This window comes from Methylobacterium sp. TK26, from assembly GCF_055361565.1.
In genome coordinates this window covers 1,851,146-1,868,738 of the sequence record NZ_CM143965.1, presented here as the reverse complement: position 1 = coordinate 1,868,738, position 17,593 = coordinate 1,851,146, and the positions used below count along the sequence as shown (strand labels likewise).

The window sequence follows — 17,593 nt, the reverse complement described above, 5'->3', positions numbered from 1 at the left end:
TAGCGCGTTGGACTGATACGGGCGCTCAACAGCACAATTTCGCCGATGACCAAAACAATCTCGGCGGATGCCGCCAAGATTCAGCGCTCGCGCTTCACGCTCGGCCCGCGGAGGAGGAAGGCCGGCACGTGCGAGCCGAGCCCGACCGGCGTGTCGGTGTCGTTCTCCTCGCGGGGGGCGCGCCGGTTCTCCCGGCGGGGGGCCTCCCGGCGGGTCTGCTCGGGCTTCGGCGTGAGGGTCGCCTCGGCGCGGGGAGCGGCACGCTCGCGGGGCTCCGACCGGGGCTCACGCGCCGCGCGCGGCTCACGCGGCTCGCGGGCCTCCTTGCGCTCGCGATCCTCGCGGCCGCCGCGCTCGCCGCCCCGGCTGCTCCGACGGCCCTCGCTCGAACGACCGCGATGGCGGCTGCGCGGCTCGGAATCCGACGGGGTGACGGTCGTCAGGTCGCCGTCGAACCACGGGATCGGCTGGCCGATCAGCGCCTCGATGGCACTGAGCGACCGGTCGTCCTCGGGGCTCACCAGGGTGAAGGCCGCGCCGGCGCGTCCCGCGCGGCCGGTGCGGCCGATGCGGTGGACATAATCCTCCGGGTGCCGGGGGATGTCGAAGTTGAAGACGTGGCTCACGGCCGGAATGTCGAGGCCCCGGGCGGCCACGTCGCTGGCGACGAGCAGGGCCGTCTCGCCATTACGGAACGCGTCGAGGGCGGCGGTGCGGGAGCGCTGGTCCATGTCGCCGTGGAGGGCGGCGGCATCGAAGCCGTGGCTCACCAGGGATTTCTGCAGGATCGCGACATCGCGCTTCCGGTTGCAGAAGATGATGCCGTTGGTCAGCCCGTCCTCGGCGCGGATCAGGCGGCGGAGGCGGTCGCGCTTGGCGTGGTCCTCACCGGAGGTGGCGACGAGGCGCTGGGTGATGGTGGTGGCCGTGGAGGAGGCACGCGCCACCTCGACCCGCTGCGGTGTATGCAGGAACATGTCCGCCAGCCGCTCGATCTCCGGCGGCATGGTTGCCGAGAAGAACAGCGTCTGCCGGGTGAACGGCACCATCTTCACGATGCGCTCGATGTCCGGGATGAAGCCCATGTCGAGCATCCGGTCGGCCTCGTCGATGACGAGGAGTTCGACGCCGGTGAGCAGGAGCTTGCCGCGCTCGAAATGGTCGAGCAGGCGGCCGGGCGTGGCGATGAGCACATCGGTGCCGCGCGTCAGCTTCGCATCCTGATCGGCGAAGGACACGCCGCCGATGATCAGCGCGACGTTGAGCTTGTGATTGGTGCCGTAGCGCTCAAAGCTCTCCTCCACCTGGGCCGCGAGTTCGCGGGTCGGTTCGAGGATGAGCGTGCGCGGCATCCGGGCGCGGGCGCGGCCGGTTTCCAGCAGGGTGAGCATCGGCAGCGTGAACGCCGCCGTCTTGCCGGTGCCGGTCTGGGCGATGCCCAGGACGTCGCGGCGCGCCAGCACGTGGGGAATGGCCTGCGCCTGGATCGGCGTCGGCTCGGTATAACCGGCCGATGTAACGGCCTGCAGGACTTTCTCACTCAGTCCCAGATCGGAGAACGGCATTTCGTGTCGGCAACATTCACGCACCCGGCCGGCGCGATGGACATCGTCGCGGCAACGATCCGGGATTGAGCGGACGCACGGGCACAACCGCGGCCGCCGAGCGATTACCGCATCACCTAGAGCCTTGCGTCGACTTGTCAATCTTGAGGGCGTCGGAAGGGCGGGATGACGCGGGCAGCGCCGCCCGTTTACCCTGTAGAAGCGTGGCATTACGCCGTTTGAGCGGGCGGAGCTCCAGGAGTTAAGCAAATGCTAGCGCCGCGCGCGAGGCCGGGTGCCGCGGCGTCCTAAAATAAAACGTTGCCCCTGCGGCGCTGCGCCTCGACCGAATGAAATGTTCGATCAGGCCCGCCGCGGTTTCGCCTCAATCTCAATTGGAACGGAACGATAGTTCAGGCACCATCACTTCGAATGGTGCCTCTGTGCGGCAGAGCACATTGGTCCTGGGCCAGTGTTACGTCTCCATAACCTTCACCTTTCGTTGACCCGACATGGCTAATCTGACCCTGCTTGTTGCAGGAAAGCGACAGACCCGTTCGCCGCAAGCGCCTAGAAGGCCGCTGGCCTAAGCCAACCCAGGATTTGGTACCCCGATGAAAAAGCTTCTCCTTGCTTCGACCGTTCTCGCCGGCCTGACCGCCGCTGCCTCGGCCGCCGACCTGCCGCGCCGCGCCGCCCCGCCGCCGGTCTTCACCCCGGTTCCGGTCTTCACCTGGACGGGCTTCTACGCCGGTTTCAACGCCGGTTACGGCTTCGACGCCTCCTCCAGCCGCGCCCCGACCGTCGTCGGCGTCTCCCCCGGTAACGCCATCTTCGCGACCGGCAACACCCTCCAGAGCGGCGTCCTCGCCTTCTCGAACTCCAACAACAACGAAGGCTTCGTCGGCGGCGGTCAGATCGGCTACAACTACCAGTTCACCCCGGGCTCGGGCGTGGTCGTCGGTATCGAAGCCGACGCCCAGTACGCCGACTTCGGCCGCCAGCGGAACCGCTTCTCCGCCATCGGCGCCAACGGCTCCGCCATCATCCCGGGCACCCTGGTGTTCAACCCGAACGGCCTCTCGGGCCTCGACTACTTCGGCACCGTGCGCGGCCGCCTCGGCTACGCCTTCGACCGCACCCTCGTCTACGCCACCGGCGGCTTCGCCTACGGCTCGGGCGGCGGCCGTCAGTTCGGCACCGGCGTCAACTCCGATGACTTCCAGACCGGCTACGCCGTCGGCGGCGGTGTCGAGTACGCTCTCCCGACCGACTCGTTCCTGAACTTCTTCCGCTCCTCGGCCGTCACGCTGAAGGTCGAAGGCCTCTACGTGAACCTCGAGCAGAACCGCCGCACCGCCGGCTCGTTCGCCCAGAACATCGGCGGCGCCCTCGTCTCCACCACCACCCCCGGCGTCACCCTCGTCTCCGGCCCGGCCAACACCCGCCGCGACACCGAGTTCGCCGTCGTCCGCGCCGGCGTGAACTACAAGTTCGGCTCGTACTAAGACCTCAACCGCCGCGGCTTCGGCCGCGGCTTCGGGAGCCCGGCCATTCGGCCGGGCTTTTTTCGTTTCAGGGGCACCCGGTGCGACGCCGCGCACAGGAACCCGCGCCGTAACAGGCCGATTGACCGGCGCCCGCGCTCGAGACGGGTATCTAGCCCGGAAGATCACCCATGCTGCGCCCGTCCCGCCTCGCCCTGCTGCCGCTGCTCTGCGCCCTGGGCGCCGCCCCAGCTCTGGCGCAGGACGCCACCGTCATCGGGAAGGACACGGTCTTGCCCGGCACGGGTCCCGGCACCACCACGGGCGGCCAGGGCGGCGGCGGCCTGATGCAGGCGGGCAGCGTCGAGGAGGCGACCAAGCGCCAGAACCTGAAGCCGGCCATCTTCCTGGCCTCGCGCATGATCGGCGTGGAAGTGCGCAACCCGGCCGGAGACAGCGTCGGGAAGATCGAGGATCTGCTCCTCGACGGCGGGACGCTGAAGGCCGTCGTCGTCGATGTCGGCGGGTTTCTCGGGATCGGCAGCAAGCGGATCGCCGTCGGGCCGGACGCGCTGGTGCTGCGGCCGGGCGGGGACCGCTTCTCCGCGATCCTTCAGATGGGCAAGGACACGATCGCGGCCGCCCAGGCCTTCGACCCGGCCAAGGCGATCCCGGCGCACTAGGCCGGATCGGCCTCAGGCGCGACCTCGATCAGATGTCGAGGTCGGCGCCCTCCGCGAAGGCGGCCCGCTCGGTGATGAAGGTGAAGCGGGCCTCGGGCTTGTTGCCCATGAGCCGCTCCACCGTGTCGCCGGTCGATTCCCGCGCCTCGTCCAGGATCGCGACGCGCAGGAGCGTGCGCTTCTTCGGATCCATCGTGGTCTCCTTCAACTGCGCCGGCATCATCTCGCCGAGGCCCTTGAAGCGCCCGATCTCGACCTTGCCGCCCTTGAAGACCGTCTTGGTGATCCGCTCGCGGTCGGCATCGTCGCGGGCATAGGCCACCTTCGAACCCTGCTGGATCCGGTAGAGCGGCGGGATCGCGAGGTAGAGATGACCCTTGTCGATGAGTTTGGGCATCTGCCGGTAGAAGAAGGTGATCAGCAGCGAGGCGATGTGGGCGCCGTCAACATCGGCGTCCGTCATGATGATCACCTTGTCGTAGCGAAGGTCCGCCTCACGGAAATTCGCCCCCGTGCCGCAGCCGAGCGCCAGCGTCAGATCGCCGATCAACTGGTTGGCGCCGAGCTTGTCGCGGCTCGCCGAGGCGACGTTGAGGATCTTGCCGCGCAGCGGCAGGATCGCCTGCGTCGCCCGGTCCCGCGCCTGCTTGGCCGAACCGCCGGCGGAATCGCCCTCCACGATGAAGATCTCGGAGCCCGCCGTGCCGGCCGCCGAGCAATCCGCGAGCTTGCCCGGCAGGCGCAGCTTGCGGGTGGCGCTCTTGCGGGCGACCTCCTTCTCCTGGCGGCGGCGCAGGCGCTCCTCCGCGCGGTCGATCACCCAATCGAGGAGCTTGTTGGCTTGGCCTGGGGAGGCGGCGAGCCAATGGTCGAAGGCGTCGCGCACCGCCGTCTCGACGATGCGCTGCGCCTCGACGGTGGCGAGCTTGTCCTTGGTCTGGCCCTGGAATTCCGGCTCGCGGATGAAGACCGACAGCATGGAGGCGCAGGTCGCCATCACGTCGTCGGTAGTGACGGCCGTCATGCGCTTGGCTTGATTCACCCGTTCGGCATGCTCGCGCAGGCCCCGGAGCAGGGCGACCCGCAGGCCCGCCTCGTGGGTGCCGCCCTCCGGCGTCGGGATCGTGTTGCAGTAGGAATGCGAGACGCCGTCATCGGCGACCGTCCAGGCCACGGCCCATTCCAGCGAACCGTGCGAGCCGGGCTTCGTCATCTTGCCGGAGAACACCGTGTCGAGGACGAGGTCCTTCCCCTCGATGTCCCGGGCCAGATAGTCCGACAGGCCGCCGGGGAAGCGGTGGACCGCCTCGGCCGGCACGTCCTCCTTGCCCTCGACCAGGGAGGGGGCGCATTTCCAGCGGATTTCGACGCCGCCGAACAGGTAGGCCTTCGAGCGGGCCATCTTGAATAGGCGGCGCGGGTCGAACTTCAGCGAGCCGAAGATCTGCGCGTCCGGGTGGAAGCGCACCCGCGTGCCGCGCCGGTTCTGCACCCGCCCGACGATCTCCAGGGCGCCCTGTGAATGCCCGCGCGAGAAGCACTGGCGATAGAGGGTCTGGTTGCGGGCGACCTCGACCTCCAGCACGTCCGAGAGGGCGTTCACCACCGAGATGCCGACGCCGTGCAGGCCGCCGGAGGTCTCGTAGACCTTCGAATCGAACTTACCGCCCGCGTGCAGGGTGGTCATGATGACTTCGAGGGCGGACTTGCCCGGAAACTTCGGATGCGGATCGACGGGAATGCCGCGCCCGTTATCGGTCACGACGAGGGATCCGCCTTCCTCGAGTTCCACCTCGATGAAGCTCGCGTGGCCGGCGACCGCCTCGTCCATGGAATTGTCGATCACCTCCGCGAAGAGGTGGTGCAGGGCGCGCTCGTCCGTGCCGCCGATATACATGCCCGGCCGGCGCCGGACCGGCTCAAGACCCTCCAGCACCTCGATGTCGGATGCGGTGTAGCCCGCCTCCGGGGAGGCCGCCGCCAGCGTGACGGGCGAGGTCGCCTCGGTCAGGCGACGCCTCGGCTCGGCGGCGGGCAGGGGCTTGCCCTTGCCGGCGAAGAGATCGCGGGCCGGATCGCTCACGCGGCCACTCCCACGCGCAGCAGGAGCGACCGAACCGGGGGAAGCTTTGCGTCTGGGAGCATGCGCCTTCATCTCGCCAGCATAACGGAACAAAAAGGAAACATCAAAGCCGCCGGAACGGAATCGGTGGCCTTTCTGCCATGCTGCGCTGCGGCGCGCGAGCGCCTCGCGCCATCACGGCAGCCCGGCAGGGTGAACCGCCGTGGTTAACGTTCCCGGAACGCCGGAACCCGCTTACGGCCAAGGCGTTGCAGGGATGGACAATCCTCCGATCCCAGGAGTGCGCCGATGCTCAGCGACGCGAACGAAGCCCGCCATCTCGACCTCGTCCGGTTCGAGCACGCAGCGGGCGCCGCCTTCGGGTGCATCGACGATGACGAGGGCCGTTCCGCCCCGTTCGTCACCGCCCCCGCCGCCATCGCCGTCGCCACCCTCGCGACGGCCTTCGCCGCCACGATCTCCTACCTGATCTGAGCCCGCCGGGGCGACGGGCCTTAGCCTGCCGCCTTCTTCTTCGGCGCGGCCTTCTTGGCGGCCGGCTTCTTGGCCGGCGCCTTCGCCTTCTCGCCCTCGGCCTTGCGCGGCGTCGCCTTCTTACGGGCGGGCGCCTTCTTGCCGCCGCCCGCTTCGCGCTTCGCCGCGATCAGCTTCAGCGCCTCCTCCAAGGTCAGAGCCTCGGCACTGGTGCTCTTCGGCAGGGTCGCGTTCACGTTGCCGTCGGTGACGTAGGGTCCGTAGCGACCCGCCTTCACCACGATGTCCTTGCCGCTGTCGGCGTCCTTGCCGAGCGAACGGCCGGGATCGCCCGCCGGGCGACCGCGCCCGCCGCCCTGCTCCTTGGCGACGATGAGATCGATGGCCCGGTTGCCGCCGATCTCCAGCACGTCGTCGTCGCGGCCGAGATTGGCGTAGGTCCGGCCGTGCTGCACGTACGGCCCGAACCGGCCAATGCCCGCGAGGATCGGCTCGCCGGTTTCCGGATGTCGTGCGATCTCGCGGGGCAGCGAGAGCAGAGCCAGCGCCTTCTCCAGCGTCACGTCACCAGGGGAGAGCCCCTTGGGCAGGGAGGAGCGCTTCGGTTTCTCCGCGCCCTTCTCGGCGCTGGCCTCGCCCAACTGGATGAACGGCCCGAACCGGCCGTCGCGCACCGTCACCGGCAGGTCGGTGGCGGGGTCGTTGCCGAGCACCCGCACCCCCGGCTGGCCGCCGTCGCCGGAGGAGCCATCGCCCTCGCCGTTGACGCCCGTGGCCGACAATTGCCGCGTGTAGGTGCAGTCGGGGTAGTTCGAGCAGCCGACGAAGGCGCCGAACTTGCCGAGCTTCAGCGAGAGCTGACCCTCGCTGCAATTCGGGCAGGCGCGGGGGTCCTTGCCCTCGCCCCGGTCGGGGAAGATGTGCGGCCCGAGGAGCCCATTCAGGGCTTCCAGCACCTCGGCGACGCGCAACTCCTTGGTCTCGCCGATGGCGGCCGAGAAATCGCGCCAGAAGTCGCGCAGCACCTGCCGCCAGTCGATCTCGGCGTTCGAGACGCGATCGAGCTGCTCTTCGAGATCGGCGGTGAAGTCGTATTCGACGTAGCGGCGGAAGAAGCTTTCGAGGAAGCCCGTCACGAGCCGCCCCTTGTCCTCCGGCTGGAGGCGCTTCTTCTCGATCTTGACGTATTCGCGGTCCCGCAGGGTCTGCAGCACGGCGGCGTAGGTCGAGGGGCGGCCGATGCCGAGTTCCTCCATGCGCTTCACGAGGCTCGCCTCGGAATAGCGCGGCGGCGGCTCGGTGAAGTGCTGGGTGGAGGCGATCTTCTCCCGGCGCAGGGAATCGCCCGCCTCCATCTTCGGCAGGCGGCGGCTCTCCTCGTCCTCCTCGTCGTCCTTGCCCTCTTGATAGAGCGCGAGGAAGCCGTCGAACTTCACCACCTGCCCGGTGGCGCGCAGCTCGATCCGGCGCCCGCCCGCCGTCGCGTGGACATCGACGGTGGTGCGCTCCAGCTCGGCCGATTCCATCTGGCTCGCCATGGTGCGGGTCCAGATCAGATCGTAGAGCTTGGCCTGCTCCGGTTCGAGGTAGCGGGCCACGTCCTTGGGCCGGCGGCCCATGTCGGTGGGGCGCACCGCCTCGTGCGCCTCCTGGGCGTTCTTCGCCTTCACGCTGTATTTGCGCGGGGCGCCCGGCACGTACCGGTCGCCGAACTCGCGAGCGATCACCTTGCGGGCATCGGCGATGGCTTCGGGCGCCATGTCGACGCCGTCCGTCCGCATGTAAGTGATGATGCCGGCCGTCTCACCGCCGACATCGACGCCCTCATAGAGGCGCTGGGCGACGCGCATGGTCTGGGCGGGGGCCATCCCGAGCTTGCGGGAGGCCTCCTGCTGCAGGGTCGAGGTGGTGAAGGGCGGCTGGGGATGGCGCTTGGCGGGCTTCGCCTCGATGCTCGCCACCTGGAACGTCGCCGCCTCGAGGGCGCTCTTGAAGGCGGCGGCCTCCTCGGCATTGCCGACGTCGAGGCGCTGGATGCGCTTGCCGTCCGCGCCGACGAGCCGGGCCTCGAAGGTCGCGCCGTCCTTGGTCGCGAGCGTGGCGATGATCGACCAGTATTCGCGCGGCTTGAACGCCTCGATCTCCATCTCGCGCTCGACCACGAGGCGCAGGGCGACCGACTGCACCCGGCCCGCCGACTTGGCGCCGGGGAGCTTGCGCCAGAGGACCGGCGAGAGGTTGAAGCCGACGAGGTAATCGAGGGCGCGGCGGGCGAGATAGGCATCCACCAGCGCCTGATCGATCTGGCGCGGCTTGCGCATCGCCTGCTCGACGGACGACTTGGTGATGGCGTTGAAGGTCACGCGCTCGACCGGCACGCCCTTCAGCACCTTGCGGGCGTTCAGGGCCTCCAGGACGTGCCAGGAGATGGCCTCGCCCTCGCGATCCGGGTCGGTGGCGAGGATGAGCTTCTCGGCGCCCTTGACCGCCTTGGCGATCTCGCTGACCCGCTTCGAGCCGCGATCCTCAAGCTCCCAGACCATGTGGAAGTCCTGCTCGGGATCGACCGAGCCGTCCTTCGCGGGAAGGTCGCGGATATGGCCGAAGGAGGCGATCACCTCGTAGTCGCGGCCGAGATACTTGTTGATCGTCTTGGCCTTGGCCGGCGACTCGACGACGACGACTTTCATCCAGAACCCTCTGCCCCCTCGAAGGGGCCGCGGCGCGACGGAATGTTCGGAATGCGAACGAACCCGCCGCCAGCCGGGGCCTCGCGGGGCGGAGAAGTGGGTGAGCGGCGGCGGGTTGTCAAATGGCGCCCCGCCGGCCGATCAAATCCCCGCGTACCATTCGTAGCCGCGATCCTCCCAATAGCCGCCCTTGCCGTCACCGAACCCGGCGAGCGACGAGACCATCTCGACCCGCATCACGTACTTCGCGTTCTTGTAGCCGAGCTGGCGCTCCACCCGCAGGCGCAGCGGCGCGCCGTTGGAGACGGGCAGCGCCTTCCCGTTGAGGTCGTAGGCAAGGATCGTCTGCGGGTTGAAGGCGTCGAACAGGTCGATGCTCTCGTAGTAGCGGATCGGGCGGCGCCCATCCGTGGCGTCGGGGTCCTTTTCGCCGTCCGAGGCGGCACCGGTGGGTGAGCCGCCCCAATCGTCCGCCGCCGCAAGCTGGACATAGGCGGCATGCGCCTCGCGCACCGTGTTCGGGTGGCTCGGCTGCATCCAGGCGCCGTCGGCGCTGGCATATTCGAGGGTGTCGGCGCAGTGCAGCACCGCGTAGCGGGCCTGCGGCTTCAGCCCGGCCCGCTTCAGCACCTCGGACAGGGGCACGCCCGACCATTTCCCGATGCAGCTCCACCCCTCGACGCAATCGTGACGGGTGATCTGCGTCCGGGAGGGCAGGGCGCGCAGGTCCGCGAGACTCAAGGAGAGCGGCGTGTCCACGAGGCCGTCGACCTTCAGCTTGAAGTCGGAGAAATTCTTCGCGGCGAGGGCCTTGTAGGCGGTGTCCGGCGGATCGATCGATCCGTTCGGCTTGAACCAGGGCGAGATCATCGATTCGGGGAATTCCCGCGCCGTGGTCATGCCCGTCATCAGCAGACGCTGGACGTAGAGGTTCGCGTCCTCCCCGATGGAGAGGGTGCGGCGGCCGGTCTCGGTCCCGGCGAACCGGTCGCAGCCGCCGAGCAGGGAGGCCCCGGCGAGGCCGGCGGTGGCGGTGAGGAGGCGTCGGCGGTGCAGGATCATCGGGCATCCTCCCCGGCCGGATGGACGCGGCCGATGCTGAACCAGCCGGTGATCATCCCGCGCAGGTTGTTGACGACGCCCGAGACCAGCACGAGCACGATGTGGACCACCACGAACAGGACGAGCAGCCCCGCCGCGATGAAGTGGACGCTGCGGGCCGATTGCCGGCCGCCGAACAGTTCTGTCAGCCAGGGCCACGCGGCATCGACGCCCGGCGACATGGCGAGCCCGGCGAGCACCATCGCGGGCAGCAGCACGAGCACGACGCCGAGATAGGTGAGCTTCTGGATGACGTTGTAGCGCTTGGCTTCCTCGCCCTCGGGGAATTTCAGGAGCAGGTGCTCCTTCACCGACCCGCCGAAATCGCGGATCTGGTCGCCCTCGGGGATCAGCCGGCGGCGCAACTGCCCCGAGAACAGCCCGTAGAGCAGGTAGAGCGCGCCGTTGATGACGAGGAACCACGCGAACAGGAAGTGCCAGCGGCGGCCGGTGGCGAGGTCCTGGTTCGCGGGCAGGGTGATCCAGGACGGGAAGGCCCGCTCGGTCTCGACGCCCGCATCCTTCGACAGGCCGAGCACCCCCGTCGTGTCGAACTTGCGATCCCCCAGATAGACGACACCGCGGTTGGCGCCGCCGCTCTCCTCGCTGGTGATGGCCAGGGCGGGCGTGTCGAAGGTCGAGACCGCGCCCCAATAGAGGGCCGGGTGGGCGTTGAAGATCTGAAGACCGCTCATCAGCAGGACCAGCAGCACGGCCGCATTGATCCAGTGGGTCAGGCGGATCACCAGCGGATGGCGGTAGATCAGCCGGCGCCCGTTGGGACCGACGCGCTCGGGCGCGGCCTTGTCCGGGGCATTGAGGGCGGGCGAGGCGTCCAAGGGGCCATCTCCGAGGCGGGGGTCTGTGCGCGCAATACGTGTAGCGCGACAATGCGGTTACCTGCCGCGACGAAAACGCCGCAGGGTGGCCGGTGCACGGATCGCGGCGGCGCTTGCAGGACTCGCCGCCGGCACCTACACCCGGCACCCGTCATGACAGCCCCGACGCCTGCGCCCGCATTGTTCCCGCACCGGCACCTGCTGGGCATCGAGGGCCTGAGCCGGCCCGACATCGAAGCCCTGCTCGATGCCGCCGACGCCGCCGTGGATATCTCCCGGCAGGTCGAGAAGAAGCGCACAACCCTGCGCGGGCGCACGCAGATCAACCTGTTCTTCGAACCCTCGACGCGGACGCAATCCTCGTTCGAGCTCGCCGGCAAGCGCCTTGGCGCCGACGTCATGAACATGTCGGTCGCCTCGTCCTCGGTGAAGAAGGGCGAGACGCTGATCGACACCGCCGCGACGCTGAACGCCATGCGGCCGGACATCATCGTCGTGCGCCATCAGGCCGCCGGGGCGGTGCATCTCCTGGCGCGCAAGGTCGATTGTGCCGTGGTCAATGCCGGCGACGGGGCGCACGAGCACCCGACGCAGGCGCTTCTCGACGCCCTGACCATCCGCCGCAACAAGGGCCGGATCGAAGGATTGCAGGTCGCCATCTGCGGCGACGTCCTGCATTCGCGGGTGGCCCGCTCGAATCTCATCCTGCTCCAGGCGATGGGCGCGCGGGTGCGCCTCATCGCGCCCTCGACGCTGCTGCCGGCGGGGATCGAACGCTTCGGCGTCGAGACCTTCACCGACATGCGCAAGGGCCTGGAGGGCTGCGACATCGTGATGATGCTGCGCCTGCAGCGGGAGCGCATGAACGGCTCGTTCGTGCCCTCGGTGAAGGAGTATTTCCGCTATCACGGCCTCGACGCCGACAAGCTGGCGCTCGCCAAGCCCGACGCGCTGGTGATGCATCCCGGTCCGATGAATCGCGGCGTCGAGATCTCCTCCGAGATCGCGGACGGGGCGCAGTCGCTGATCCGCGAACAGGTCGAGATGGGCGTCGCCGTGCGCATGGCCGTGCTCGACGCCCTGGCGCGTCACCTGCCCAACGGGTGAGGATCGCCGGATAAACCCTTACCCAACAAAGCGGCTCGCCTCTCACGCGCAGGCGCTTGCCCCCGCACGCGCGCTGGCGCAGTTTCCTGCCGGAAATCGGCCCGTCGCGGGCCGGACAATGCAAGACCGTTCATGAGCAGCTACAGCCTCGCCGATCTCGCTCGCCTCGTGGCGAGCCGCGCCGGCACAGATCCCTCCACCTCCTACACCGCGAAGCTCCTGGCCGGCGGCCCGGCGAAGGCGGCCAAGAAGCTCGGCGAGGAGGCAGTCGAGGCGGCCATCGCCGCCGTGCAGGGCGACCGCGAGGGCCTCAAGAACGAGGCGGCGGACGTGCTCTACCACCTCGTGGTGCTGCTGAAGGCCGGCAATGTCGAGCTTGAGGCGGTGATGGCCGAATTGGAACGACGGACCGCCCAGAGCGGCATCGCCGAGAAGGCTTCGAGGCCGACCGCGTGACTCCGCCGCCCGCTCTCTCGGACGGCACGGACAGCCTCTCCCCCTACCGCCGCTTCAGCCGGGAGGAATGGGCGCATCTGCGCGCCGACGCTCCCCTGACGCTCAACGCGGACGACCTGGAGCGGCTGAAATCCCTCAACGATCCGATCTCCATCGAGGAGGTCGTGGAGATCTACCTGCCGTTGTCGCGGCTGCTCTCCTTCTACGTCGCGGCGACGCAGGGCCTGTTCAAGGCGACGCAGCGTTTCCTCACCGCCGAGCGCGAGACCAAGTTGCCCTACATCATCGGGCTGGCGGGATCGGTGGCGGTGGGCAAGTCCACCACCGCGCGCATCCTGGCGGCGCTCCTCACCCGCTGGCCGAACACCCCGAAGGTCGATCTCGTCACCACGGACGGGTTCCTGCTGCCGAACGCCGAACTGGCCGCCCACGGCCTGATGGAGCGCAAAGGCTTCCCAGAGAGCTACGACACCGCCGCGCTGCTGCGCTTCCTGCACGAGGTGAAGTCCGGCCAGAGGCGGGTGACGGCGCCGCTCTACTCGCACCTCGTCTACGACCGGGTGCCGGGGGAGGAGCGTGTGGTGGAGAGCCCCGACATCCTCATCGTGGAGGGGCTGAACGTCCTGCAGCCCGCCCGCCTGCCGCGCGACGGCACGGCGGTGCCCTTCGTCTCCGACTTCTTCGACTTCTCGATCTACCTCGACGGGCACGAGGACGACCTGCACCGCTGGTACGTGACCCGCTTCATGCGCCTGCGCCAGACCGCCTTCCGCGATCCGCGCTCCTACTTCCGCAAGTACGCGGAGATCCCCGAGGCCGAGGCGCTCGACATCGCCGACCATCTCTGGACGACGATCAACCTGCCGAACCTGCGGGAGAACATCCTGCCGACCCGTCAGCGGGCGAGCCTCATCCTCACAAAGGGGGCAAGCCACCGGATCGACAGTGTGGCGCTCAGGCGCTTGTGATCCGAGAAGACGGGGCCGGCGACGTGGGCAGCGGCCTCTGTTGCACGGAAGGCGCTGCTTCAAGTGCGCCGTGATGCCACAGTGATGTGGTCATCCGAATCGGCGAACCGCCCCATGAAGCGCGAAGAGAGAGCTCTCCTCCAGGAACGGGTGAAGACCCTCGTTCTGGGGCATGCCCTGGAAGCGGTGCTATCGCAATTCGCGAAGGCCGACCAGGCGGCCGGACGAGACGCCGAGGCCGACCTGACGCGGCTCGAGACCCTGCTGCTGAACGCGGCCCAGGGCCTCGCCGACCGCGCCACCGCCCAGAAGCTCTCGGTCCTCGTCGCGGTCGAGGACGTGTCGGCCACCGTCAGGGCGGCCTTCGACGCCGCCCGTCAAACGATCGACCGGATCCGCCCGGCGGACGAGGCAGTCGAGACCGCCATCGCCGCCTGACCGGCGCCTCGCCTATTGCTTGGCGCGGTTGATGATGTCCCACAGGACCCGCGCCACGGGCTCCGTGACCGTGCGCCTGTACTTGCGATGGACCAATTGTCCGTTGTGAAAGACGTCCTGCTCCACATAGAGCCGGTTTCCGTCCCAGCGGACGATGTTGTCGGATTCAACCGTCTCCTCGACCCCGAGCTCGTTGCGCAGGATCGTGCTGCCGGTGTGTGTGAGCATACGCGCGTCCTCAGTCACGCCGGGCTTGACCAGGTCCCGGTTCGGCTCAGCCACCATATTCGGCGCTCACGCCCCACGCCAGACGGAAGGGGTGTTTCGCCCTGTCACTCTTGGCGGAAAGATCGCGAAACGAAACCATGTGCGCTCCGGCACAGCCTTGGCCGTTCGTGCCTGACAGGGTGAGGGTACGCGGGAAGGGCGTGTCGCTCCGGCCGCGGCGGAGGCGTCCATGACCCAGCGCCACACCCCCTCGTCCGACGGCGCGCTCGCCGCCCTGATCCGCATCGTGGAGCGCGTCACGCGCCGCCTCGTCCCGGCCGCCCCTGCGGGCCGCCCGGCCGGCGGCCCGGTCGTCTTCCGGCATTACCTGTAAGGTTCGGTCCTAGCCGCCCCGGCTGAGGATCGCCGGCGCCGGACAGGCCTCCGTGGCGAAGGGGCCGAGGACCACGTCGCCCTGACGCGGGTTGTTCACCGTGAACGGCGCCGTGCCCTGAAGGCCGATGAAGCCGCGCCCGAGCTGCGGGATGAAGGCCTGCCCGCCGAAGCGGATGAAGCAGCGATCGATCACCGCCTCGTAGTCGAAGCTCGCCTCGGTGATCGGCCGCAGGGCGCCGTCGGGCCCGGGGACGGCGCAATAGGCGGCGAAATCCAGCTGGCCCGGATGCGACAGGCGGATCTGCACCGCGCGCCCCGGCAGGATCGTCACCGGCGGGCCGCCGTCCCGCCGTGCCGTCAGCACGTAGGCCGAGCGGTTGACGATCTGGCGCAGGCATTCCGCCGACGCCAGCGAGGCGGTGCAGGCCGTGCCGAGCATGGCCAGGGCGAGGGCTGCGGCCCCGCGCGAAGTTTGTGCCGTCCAGCCACGCTTGACCACTGACCGCTCCCGTTCCGCTTGATCGCTGGACTTGAACAGCGCCAACGCCTCGCGCGCAAGGTGCAATCGTTCAGCGGCGCTCGTAGAGCAGGCGGGCGCGGATCGTGCCGGGGATGGCGCGGATCTCGCCGAGCAGCGACTCCGCATCCGCGTCGGTGGCATCGGTCTCCAGCACGACGTAACCGACCTCGCCGTCCGTCTGGTAGAACTGGGCGGCGATGTTGACGTGGCTGCGGGCGAAGACCTCGTTCAGCCGCCCGAGCATGCCCGGCAAGTTGTGCTGGACATGGATGAAGCGCGTGCCGGTGGCGCGGGTGGGCAATTGCACCTGCGGGAAGTTCACGGCGCCGACCGTCGAGCCGATGTCCGAATAATCCACCAGCTTCTTGGCGACCTCGGCGCCGATGCGCTCCTGCGCCTCTTCGGTGGAGCCGCCGACATGCGGGGTGAGGATCACGTTGTCGAGACCCTGGAGGGGGCTGACGAAGCGCTCGGCATTGGAGCCGGGCTCCTTCGGGAACACGTCCACGGCGGCGCCACGCAGGTGGCCGTCGCGCAGGGCCGAGGCGAGCGCGTCGAGGTCCACGACGGTGCCGCGGGCATTGTTGATGAGGAAGGCGCCGGGCTTCATCGCCCGGATCTCGGCCTCGCCGATCATGTTGAAGGTCGTCTCGGTCTCCGGCACGTGCAGGGAGACCACGTCGCTCTGCCCGAGCAGATCCTTCAGCGAGTCGGTCGGCTCGGTGTTGCCGTGGCGCAGGCGGTCGGTTTGGTCGTAGAAGAGCACCCGCATGCCCATGGCCTCGGCGAGCGTCGAGAGCTGCGTGCCGATATTGCCGTAGCCGACGATGCCCAGCGTCTTGCCGCGCACTTCCATCGAGCCGACGGCGGACTTGTCCCACTGGCCGGCATGGGCGCCCACCGAACGGGGCACGATCCGCCGGAGCAGCATCACGATCTCGCCGATCGTCAGCTCGGCCACCGAACGGGTGTTGGAGAAGGGCGCGTTGAAGACCGGGATGCCCCGGTGCCGGGCGGCTTCGAGGTCCACCTGATTGGTGCCCACCGAGAAGCAGCCCACCGCCAGCAGCCGGTCGGCCGCCTCGAACGCCGCCGCATCCAGCTGGGTGCGCGAGCGGATGCCGAGCATGTGAACGCCCTGGAGCGCCTCGTGCAGCGCCTCCTTGTCGAGCGCCTTCGGGAGGCGGGTGAGGTTGGTGTAGCCGGCGGCCTGCATCAGCGCGACGGCGCTGTCGTTGATCCCTTCCAGGAGCAGGACGCGGATCTTGTCCTTGGGGAGCGAGAGCTTGTCGGCGGGCTGAGAGTCGGCGGCCATGGGATCGGATCGACAGAGAAAAGGTGGCGCAGGGTTAGGCAGGGCGTCATCGCGATGCAACATCGACGGTAACAGCCCAGCCCTGCATGTTTGCACGACCCCCGCCCCGCCTTGCATGATCTTTGTGCATTCGGCGACACGAACAGGGGACCGAAACGCGGAACCAGCCTTACAGTTTGTGGTTGTGGAGCCTGTCATAAGTCTTCGCGGCGCCACGACAGTGATCGCCGCCACGCATCTCGGCCCAGACCATGCAGATCCGCACCGGCTTCACCATCGCGTTCGACACCAACGGTCCGACGCCGATGAACCTGCTCCTCAACATCCGGCCGGAGCGCCGGGACGATCTGATCACCCCGGAGGTGATCATGTTCGATCCGCCGGTCGCTGCACGGCAGCATGTGGACGGGTTCGGCAACGTCTGCACCCGCATCGTCGCGCCAGGCGGCCGGATCACCATGTCGGCCGACTTCGTGATCGCCGACAGCGGCCTGCCGGACGAGGACGCCCCCGACGCCCGGGAAATTCCGGTGCAGGATCTGCCGGACGATGTGCTCGTCTATCTCCTCGGCTCGCGCTACTGCGACACGGACAAGCTCTCCCAGACGGCCTGGGCCCTGTTCGGCGGGATCGCGCCGGGCTGGGGCCGCGTGCAGGCCATTGTGGACTACGCCCACAACCGGCTGCGCTTCGACTACCAGAAGGCCGACGCGACCCGCACCGCCCATGACGGGCACGGCCAGCAGGTCGGCGTGTGCCGCGACTTCGCCCACCTCGCGATTACCCTCTGCCGCTGCATGAACATTCCGGCCCGCTACGCCACCGGCTATCTCGGCGATATCGGCGTGCCGAAGGATCCGGCGCCGATGGACTTCTCCGCGTGGTTCGAGGTCTTCCTCGAAGGCCCCGACGGCCCGCGCTGGTACACGTTCGATGCCCGGCACAACCGCCCGCGCGTCGGCCGCATCGTCATGGCGCGGGGCCGCGACGCCACCGATTGCGCCCTGACCACGAGCTTCGGCACCGCCTACCTCGCCCTGTTCGACGTCCTGACGGACGAGTTGCCGGAGAACGCAGGAGCCTTCGCGCGGGCGGCGTGAGGGCGCTGTTGAACGGCCTTCGCGAATAGAGTATGTGACAGGCGCCTCGCCGTCCGTCGTGATGCTCGCCTTCCTTGGCGGCATATTCGGGCGAGTCGGCCGGGCCGCCCTCGTCATCCGTATCGACGCGTCGGCAAACCGGTCTCCGTTCGGAGGCGGTTGCTTCTCCATAGGGAAGCTGCGGC

At 68.7% G+C, this 17,593-nt stretch carries 17 protein-coding genes; 9 read left to right on the top strand and 8 right to left on the bottom strand.

Features of this window, described 5'->3' with window-relative positions:
* Nucleotides 1–80: 80 nt before the first annotated feature.
* Nucleotides 81–1,565, bottom strand: coding sequence for a DEAD/DEAH box helicase (locus ACXJ1Y_RS09015; protein WP_463849700.1), 1,485 nt, complete (start codon nucleotides 1,563–1,565; stop codon nucleotides 81–83).
* 593 nt (nucleotides 1,566–2,158) lie between these two features.
* Between ACXJ1Y_RS09015 and ACXJ1Y_RS09010 the strand changes: the two genes are divergently transcribed.
* Entirely contained in the window at nucleotides 2,159–3,052 is an 894-nt protein-coding gene (locus ACXJ1Y_RS09010) for an outer membrane protein (protein WP_463849699.1), read from the top strand.
* Nucleotides 3,053–3,222: 170 nt separating this feature from the next.
* Nucleotides 3,223–3,714 (top strand): PRC-barrel domain-containing protein, encoded by a 492-nt coding sequence (locus tag ACXJ1Y_RS09005; protein WP_463849698.1) that lies wholly within the window; start codon nucleotides 3,223–3,225, stop codon nucleotides 3,712–3,714.
* A gap of 28 nt (nucleotides 3,715–3,742) precedes the next feature.
* Here ACXJ1Y_RS09005 and parE read toward each other — a convergent pair whose 3' ends face one another.
* The gene (gene parE / locus ACXJ1Y_RS09000; RefSeq protein ID WP_463849697.1) at nucleotides 3,743–5,797 is read right to left on the bottom strand and encodes a DNA topoisomerase IV subunit B; all 2,055 of its coding nucleotides are present in this window, start codon (nucleotides 5,795–5,797) and stop codon (nucleotides 3,743–3,745) included.
* Nucleotides 5,798–6,085: 288 nt separating this feature from the next.
* Here parE and ACXJ1Y_RS08995 point away from each other — a divergent pair, with 288 nt between their 5' ends.
* Nucleotides 6,086–6,271, top strand: a complete 186-nt coding sequence (locus ACXJ1Y_RS08995) for a hypothetical protein (RefSeq protein WP_463849696.1) — start codon at nucleotides 6,086–6,088, stop codon at nucleotides 6,269–6,271.
* Between the two features lie 20 nt (nucleotides 6,272–6,291).
* Here ACXJ1Y_RS08995 and topA read toward each other — a convergent pair whose 3' ends face one another.
* The 3 genes from topA to ACXJ1Y_RS08980 form a co-directional block, all read right to left on the bottom strand.
* Nucleotides 6,292–8,961, bottom strand: coding sequence for a type I DNA topoisomerase (gene topA / locus ACXJ1Y_RS08990; protein ID WP_463849695.1), 2,670 nt, complete (start codon nucleotides 8,959–8,961; stop codon nucleotides 6,292–6,294).
* A 141-nt stretch (nucleotides 8,962–9,102) separates the two neighbouring features.
* A complete protein-coding gene (locus tag ACXJ1Y_RS08985) occupies nucleotides 9,103–10,023 on the bottom strand; it encodes a molybdopterin-dependent oxidoreductase (RefSeq protein ID WP_463849694.1) in 921 nt (306 codons plus the stop codon).
* The gene (locus tag ACXJ1Y_RS08980) at nucleotides 10,020–10,901 is read right to left on the bottom strand and encodes a cytochrome b/b6 domain-containing protein (RefSeq protein ID WP_463849693.1); all 882 of its coding nucleotides are present in this window, start codon (nucleotides 10,899–10,901) and stop codon (nucleotides 10,020–10,022) included. The genes ACXJ1Y_RS08985 and ACXJ1Y_RS08980 overlap by 4 nt, the downstream gene beginning before the upstream one ends.
* Nucleotides 10,902–11,054: 153 nt before the next feature.
* On the opposite strand from ACXJ1Y_RS08980, the gene ACXJ1Y_RS08975 reads away from it, so the two are divergent.
* The 4 genes from ACXJ1Y_RS08975 (at nucleotide 11,055) to ACXJ1Y_RS08960 (ending at nucleotide 13,870) form a co-directional block, all read left to right on the top strand.
* A complete protein-coding gene (locus ACXJ1Y_RS08975) occupies nucleotides 11,055–12,008 on the top strand; it encodes an aspartate carbamoyltransferase catalytic subunit (RefSeq protein ID WP_463849692.1) in 954 nt (317 codons plus the stop codon).
* A gap of 132 nt (nucleotides 12,009–12,140) precedes the next feature.
* A complete protein-coding gene (locus tag ACXJ1Y_RS08970; RefSeq protein ID WP_463849691.1) occupies nucleotides 12,141–12,464 on the top strand; it encodes a phosphoribosyl-ATP diphosphatase in 324 nt (107 codons plus the stop codon).
* On the top strand, nucleotides 12,461–13,432 hold the full coding sequence (coaA, locus tag ACXJ1Y_RS08965; protein WP_463849690.1) for a type I pantothenate kinase: 972 nt from the start codon (nucleotides 12,461–12,463) through the stop codon (nucleotides 13,430–13,432). Before ACXJ1Y_RS08970 ends, coaA begins: the two co-directional genes overlap by 4 nt.
* A 114-nt stretch (nucleotides 13,433–13,546) precedes the next feature.
* Nucleotides 13,547–13,870 (top strand): hypothetical protein, encoded by a 324-nt coding sequence (locus ACXJ1Y_RS08960; protein ID WP_463849689.1) that lies wholly within the window; start codon nucleotides 13,547–13,549, stop codon nucleotides 13,868–13,870.
* Between the two features lie 12 nt (nucleotides 13,871–13,882).
* Here ACXJ1Y_RS08960 and ACXJ1Y_RS08955 read toward each other — a convergent pair whose 3' ends face one another.
* Entirely contained in the window at nucleotides 13,883–14,098 is a 216-nt protein-coding gene (locus tag ACXJ1Y_RS08955; protein ID WP_243954614.1) for a hypothetical protein, read from the bottom strand.
* Between the two features lie 229 nt (nucleotides 14,099–14,327).
* Here ACXJ1Y_RS08955 and ACXJ1Y_RS08950 point away from each other — a divergent pair, with 229 nt between their 5' ends.
* Nucleotides 14,328–14,471 (top strand): hypothetical protein, encoded by a 144-nt coding sequence (locus ACXJ1Y_RS08950; RefSeq protein WP_463849688.1) that lies wholly within the window; start codon nucleotides 14,328–14,330, stop codon nucleotides 14,469–14,471.
* A 9-nt stretch (nucleotides 14,472–14,480) separates the two neighbouring features.
* Here ACXJ1Y_RS08950 and ACXJ1Y_RS08945 read toward each other — a convergent pair whose 3' ends face one another.
* Together ACXJ1Y_RS08945 and serA are read right to left on the bottom strand one after the other, a co-directional pair.
* Nucleotides 14,481–14,972, bottom strand: coding sequence for a hypothetical protein (locus ACXJ1Y_RS08945; protein WP_463849687.1), 492 nt, complete (start codon nucleotides 14,970–14,972; stop codon nucleotides 14,481–14,483).
* Between the two features lie 70 nt (nucleotides 14,973–15,042).
* Nucleotides 15,043–16,308 (bottom strand): phosphoglycerate dehydrogenase, encoded by a 1,266-nt coding sequence (serA, locus tag ACXJ1Y_RS08940; RefSeq protein ID WP_463849686.1) that lies wholly within the window; start codon nucleotides 16,306–16,308, stop codon nucleotides 15,043–15,045.
* A gap of 251 nt (nucleotides 16,309–16,559) precedes the next feature.
* On the opposite strand from serA, the gene ACXJ1Y_RS08935 reads away from it, so the two are divergent.
* On the top strand, nucleotides 16,560–17,408 hold the full coding sequence (locus ACXJ1Y_RS08935) for a transglutaminase-like domain-containing protein (protein ID WP_463849685.1): 849 nt from the start codon (nucleotides 16,560–16,562) through the stop codon (nucleotides 17,406–17,408).
* Nucleotides 17,409–17,593: the final 185 nt, after the last annotated feature.

Bases quoted from the DNA above. Each gene is read 5' to 3' on its own strand.
- ACXJ1Y_RS09010 (WP_463849699.1), top strand. From the start codon at position 2,159: ATGAAAAAGCTTCTCCTTGCTTCGACCGTTCTCGCCGGCCTGACCGCC.
- ACXJ1Y_RS08950 (WP_463849688.1), top strand. From the start codon at position 14,328: ATGACCCAGCGCCACACCCCCTCGTCCGACGGCGCGCTCGCCGCCCTG.
- ACXJ1Y_RS08975 (WP_463849692.1), top strand. From the start codon at position 11,055: ATGACAGCCCCGACGCCTGCGCCCGCATTGTTCCCGCACCGGCACCTG.
- serA (WP_463849686.1), bottom strand. From the start codon at position 16,308: ATGGCCGCCGACTCTCAGCCCGCCGACAAGCTCTCGCTCCCCAAGGAC.
- ACXJ1Y_RS08985 (WP_463849694.1), bottom strand. From the start codon at position 10,023: ATGATCCTGCACCGCCGACGCCTCCTCACCGCCACCGCCGGCCTCGCC.
- ACXJ1Y_RS09015 (WP_463849700.1), bottom strand. From the start codon at position 1,565: ATGCCGTTCTCCGATCTGGGACTGAGTGAGAAAGTCCTGCAGGCCGTT.
- ACXJ1Y_RS08995 (WP_463849696.1), top strand. From the start codon at position 6,086: ATGCTCAGCGACGCGAACGAAGCCCGCCATCTCGACCTCGTCCGGTTC.
- topA (WP_463849695.1), bottom strand. From the start codon at position 8,961: ATGAAAGTCGTCGTCGTCGAGTCGCCGGCCAAGGCCAAGACGATCAAC.
- ACXJ1Y_RS08960 (WP_463849689.1), top strand. From the start codon at position 13,547: ATGAAGCGCGAAGAGAGAGCTCTCCTCCAGGAACGGGTGAAGACCCTC.
- ACXJ1Y_RS09005 (WP_463849698.1), top strand. From the start codon at position 3,223: ATGCTGCGCCCGTCCCGCCTCGCCCTGCTGCCGCTGCTCTGCGCCCTG.
- ACXJ1Y_RS08970 (WP_463849691.1), top strand. From the start codon at position 12,141: ATGAGCAGCTACAGCCTCGCCGATCTCGCTCGCCTCGTGGCGAGCCGC.
- ACXJ1Y_RS08955 (WP_243954614.1), bottom strand. From the start codon at position 14,098: ATGCTCACACACACCGGCAGCACGATCCTGCGCAACGAGCTCGGGGTC.
- ACXJ1Y_RS08935 (WP_463849685.1), top strand. From the start codon at position 16,560: ATGCAGATCCGCACCGGCTTCACCATCGCGTTCGACACCAACGGTCCG.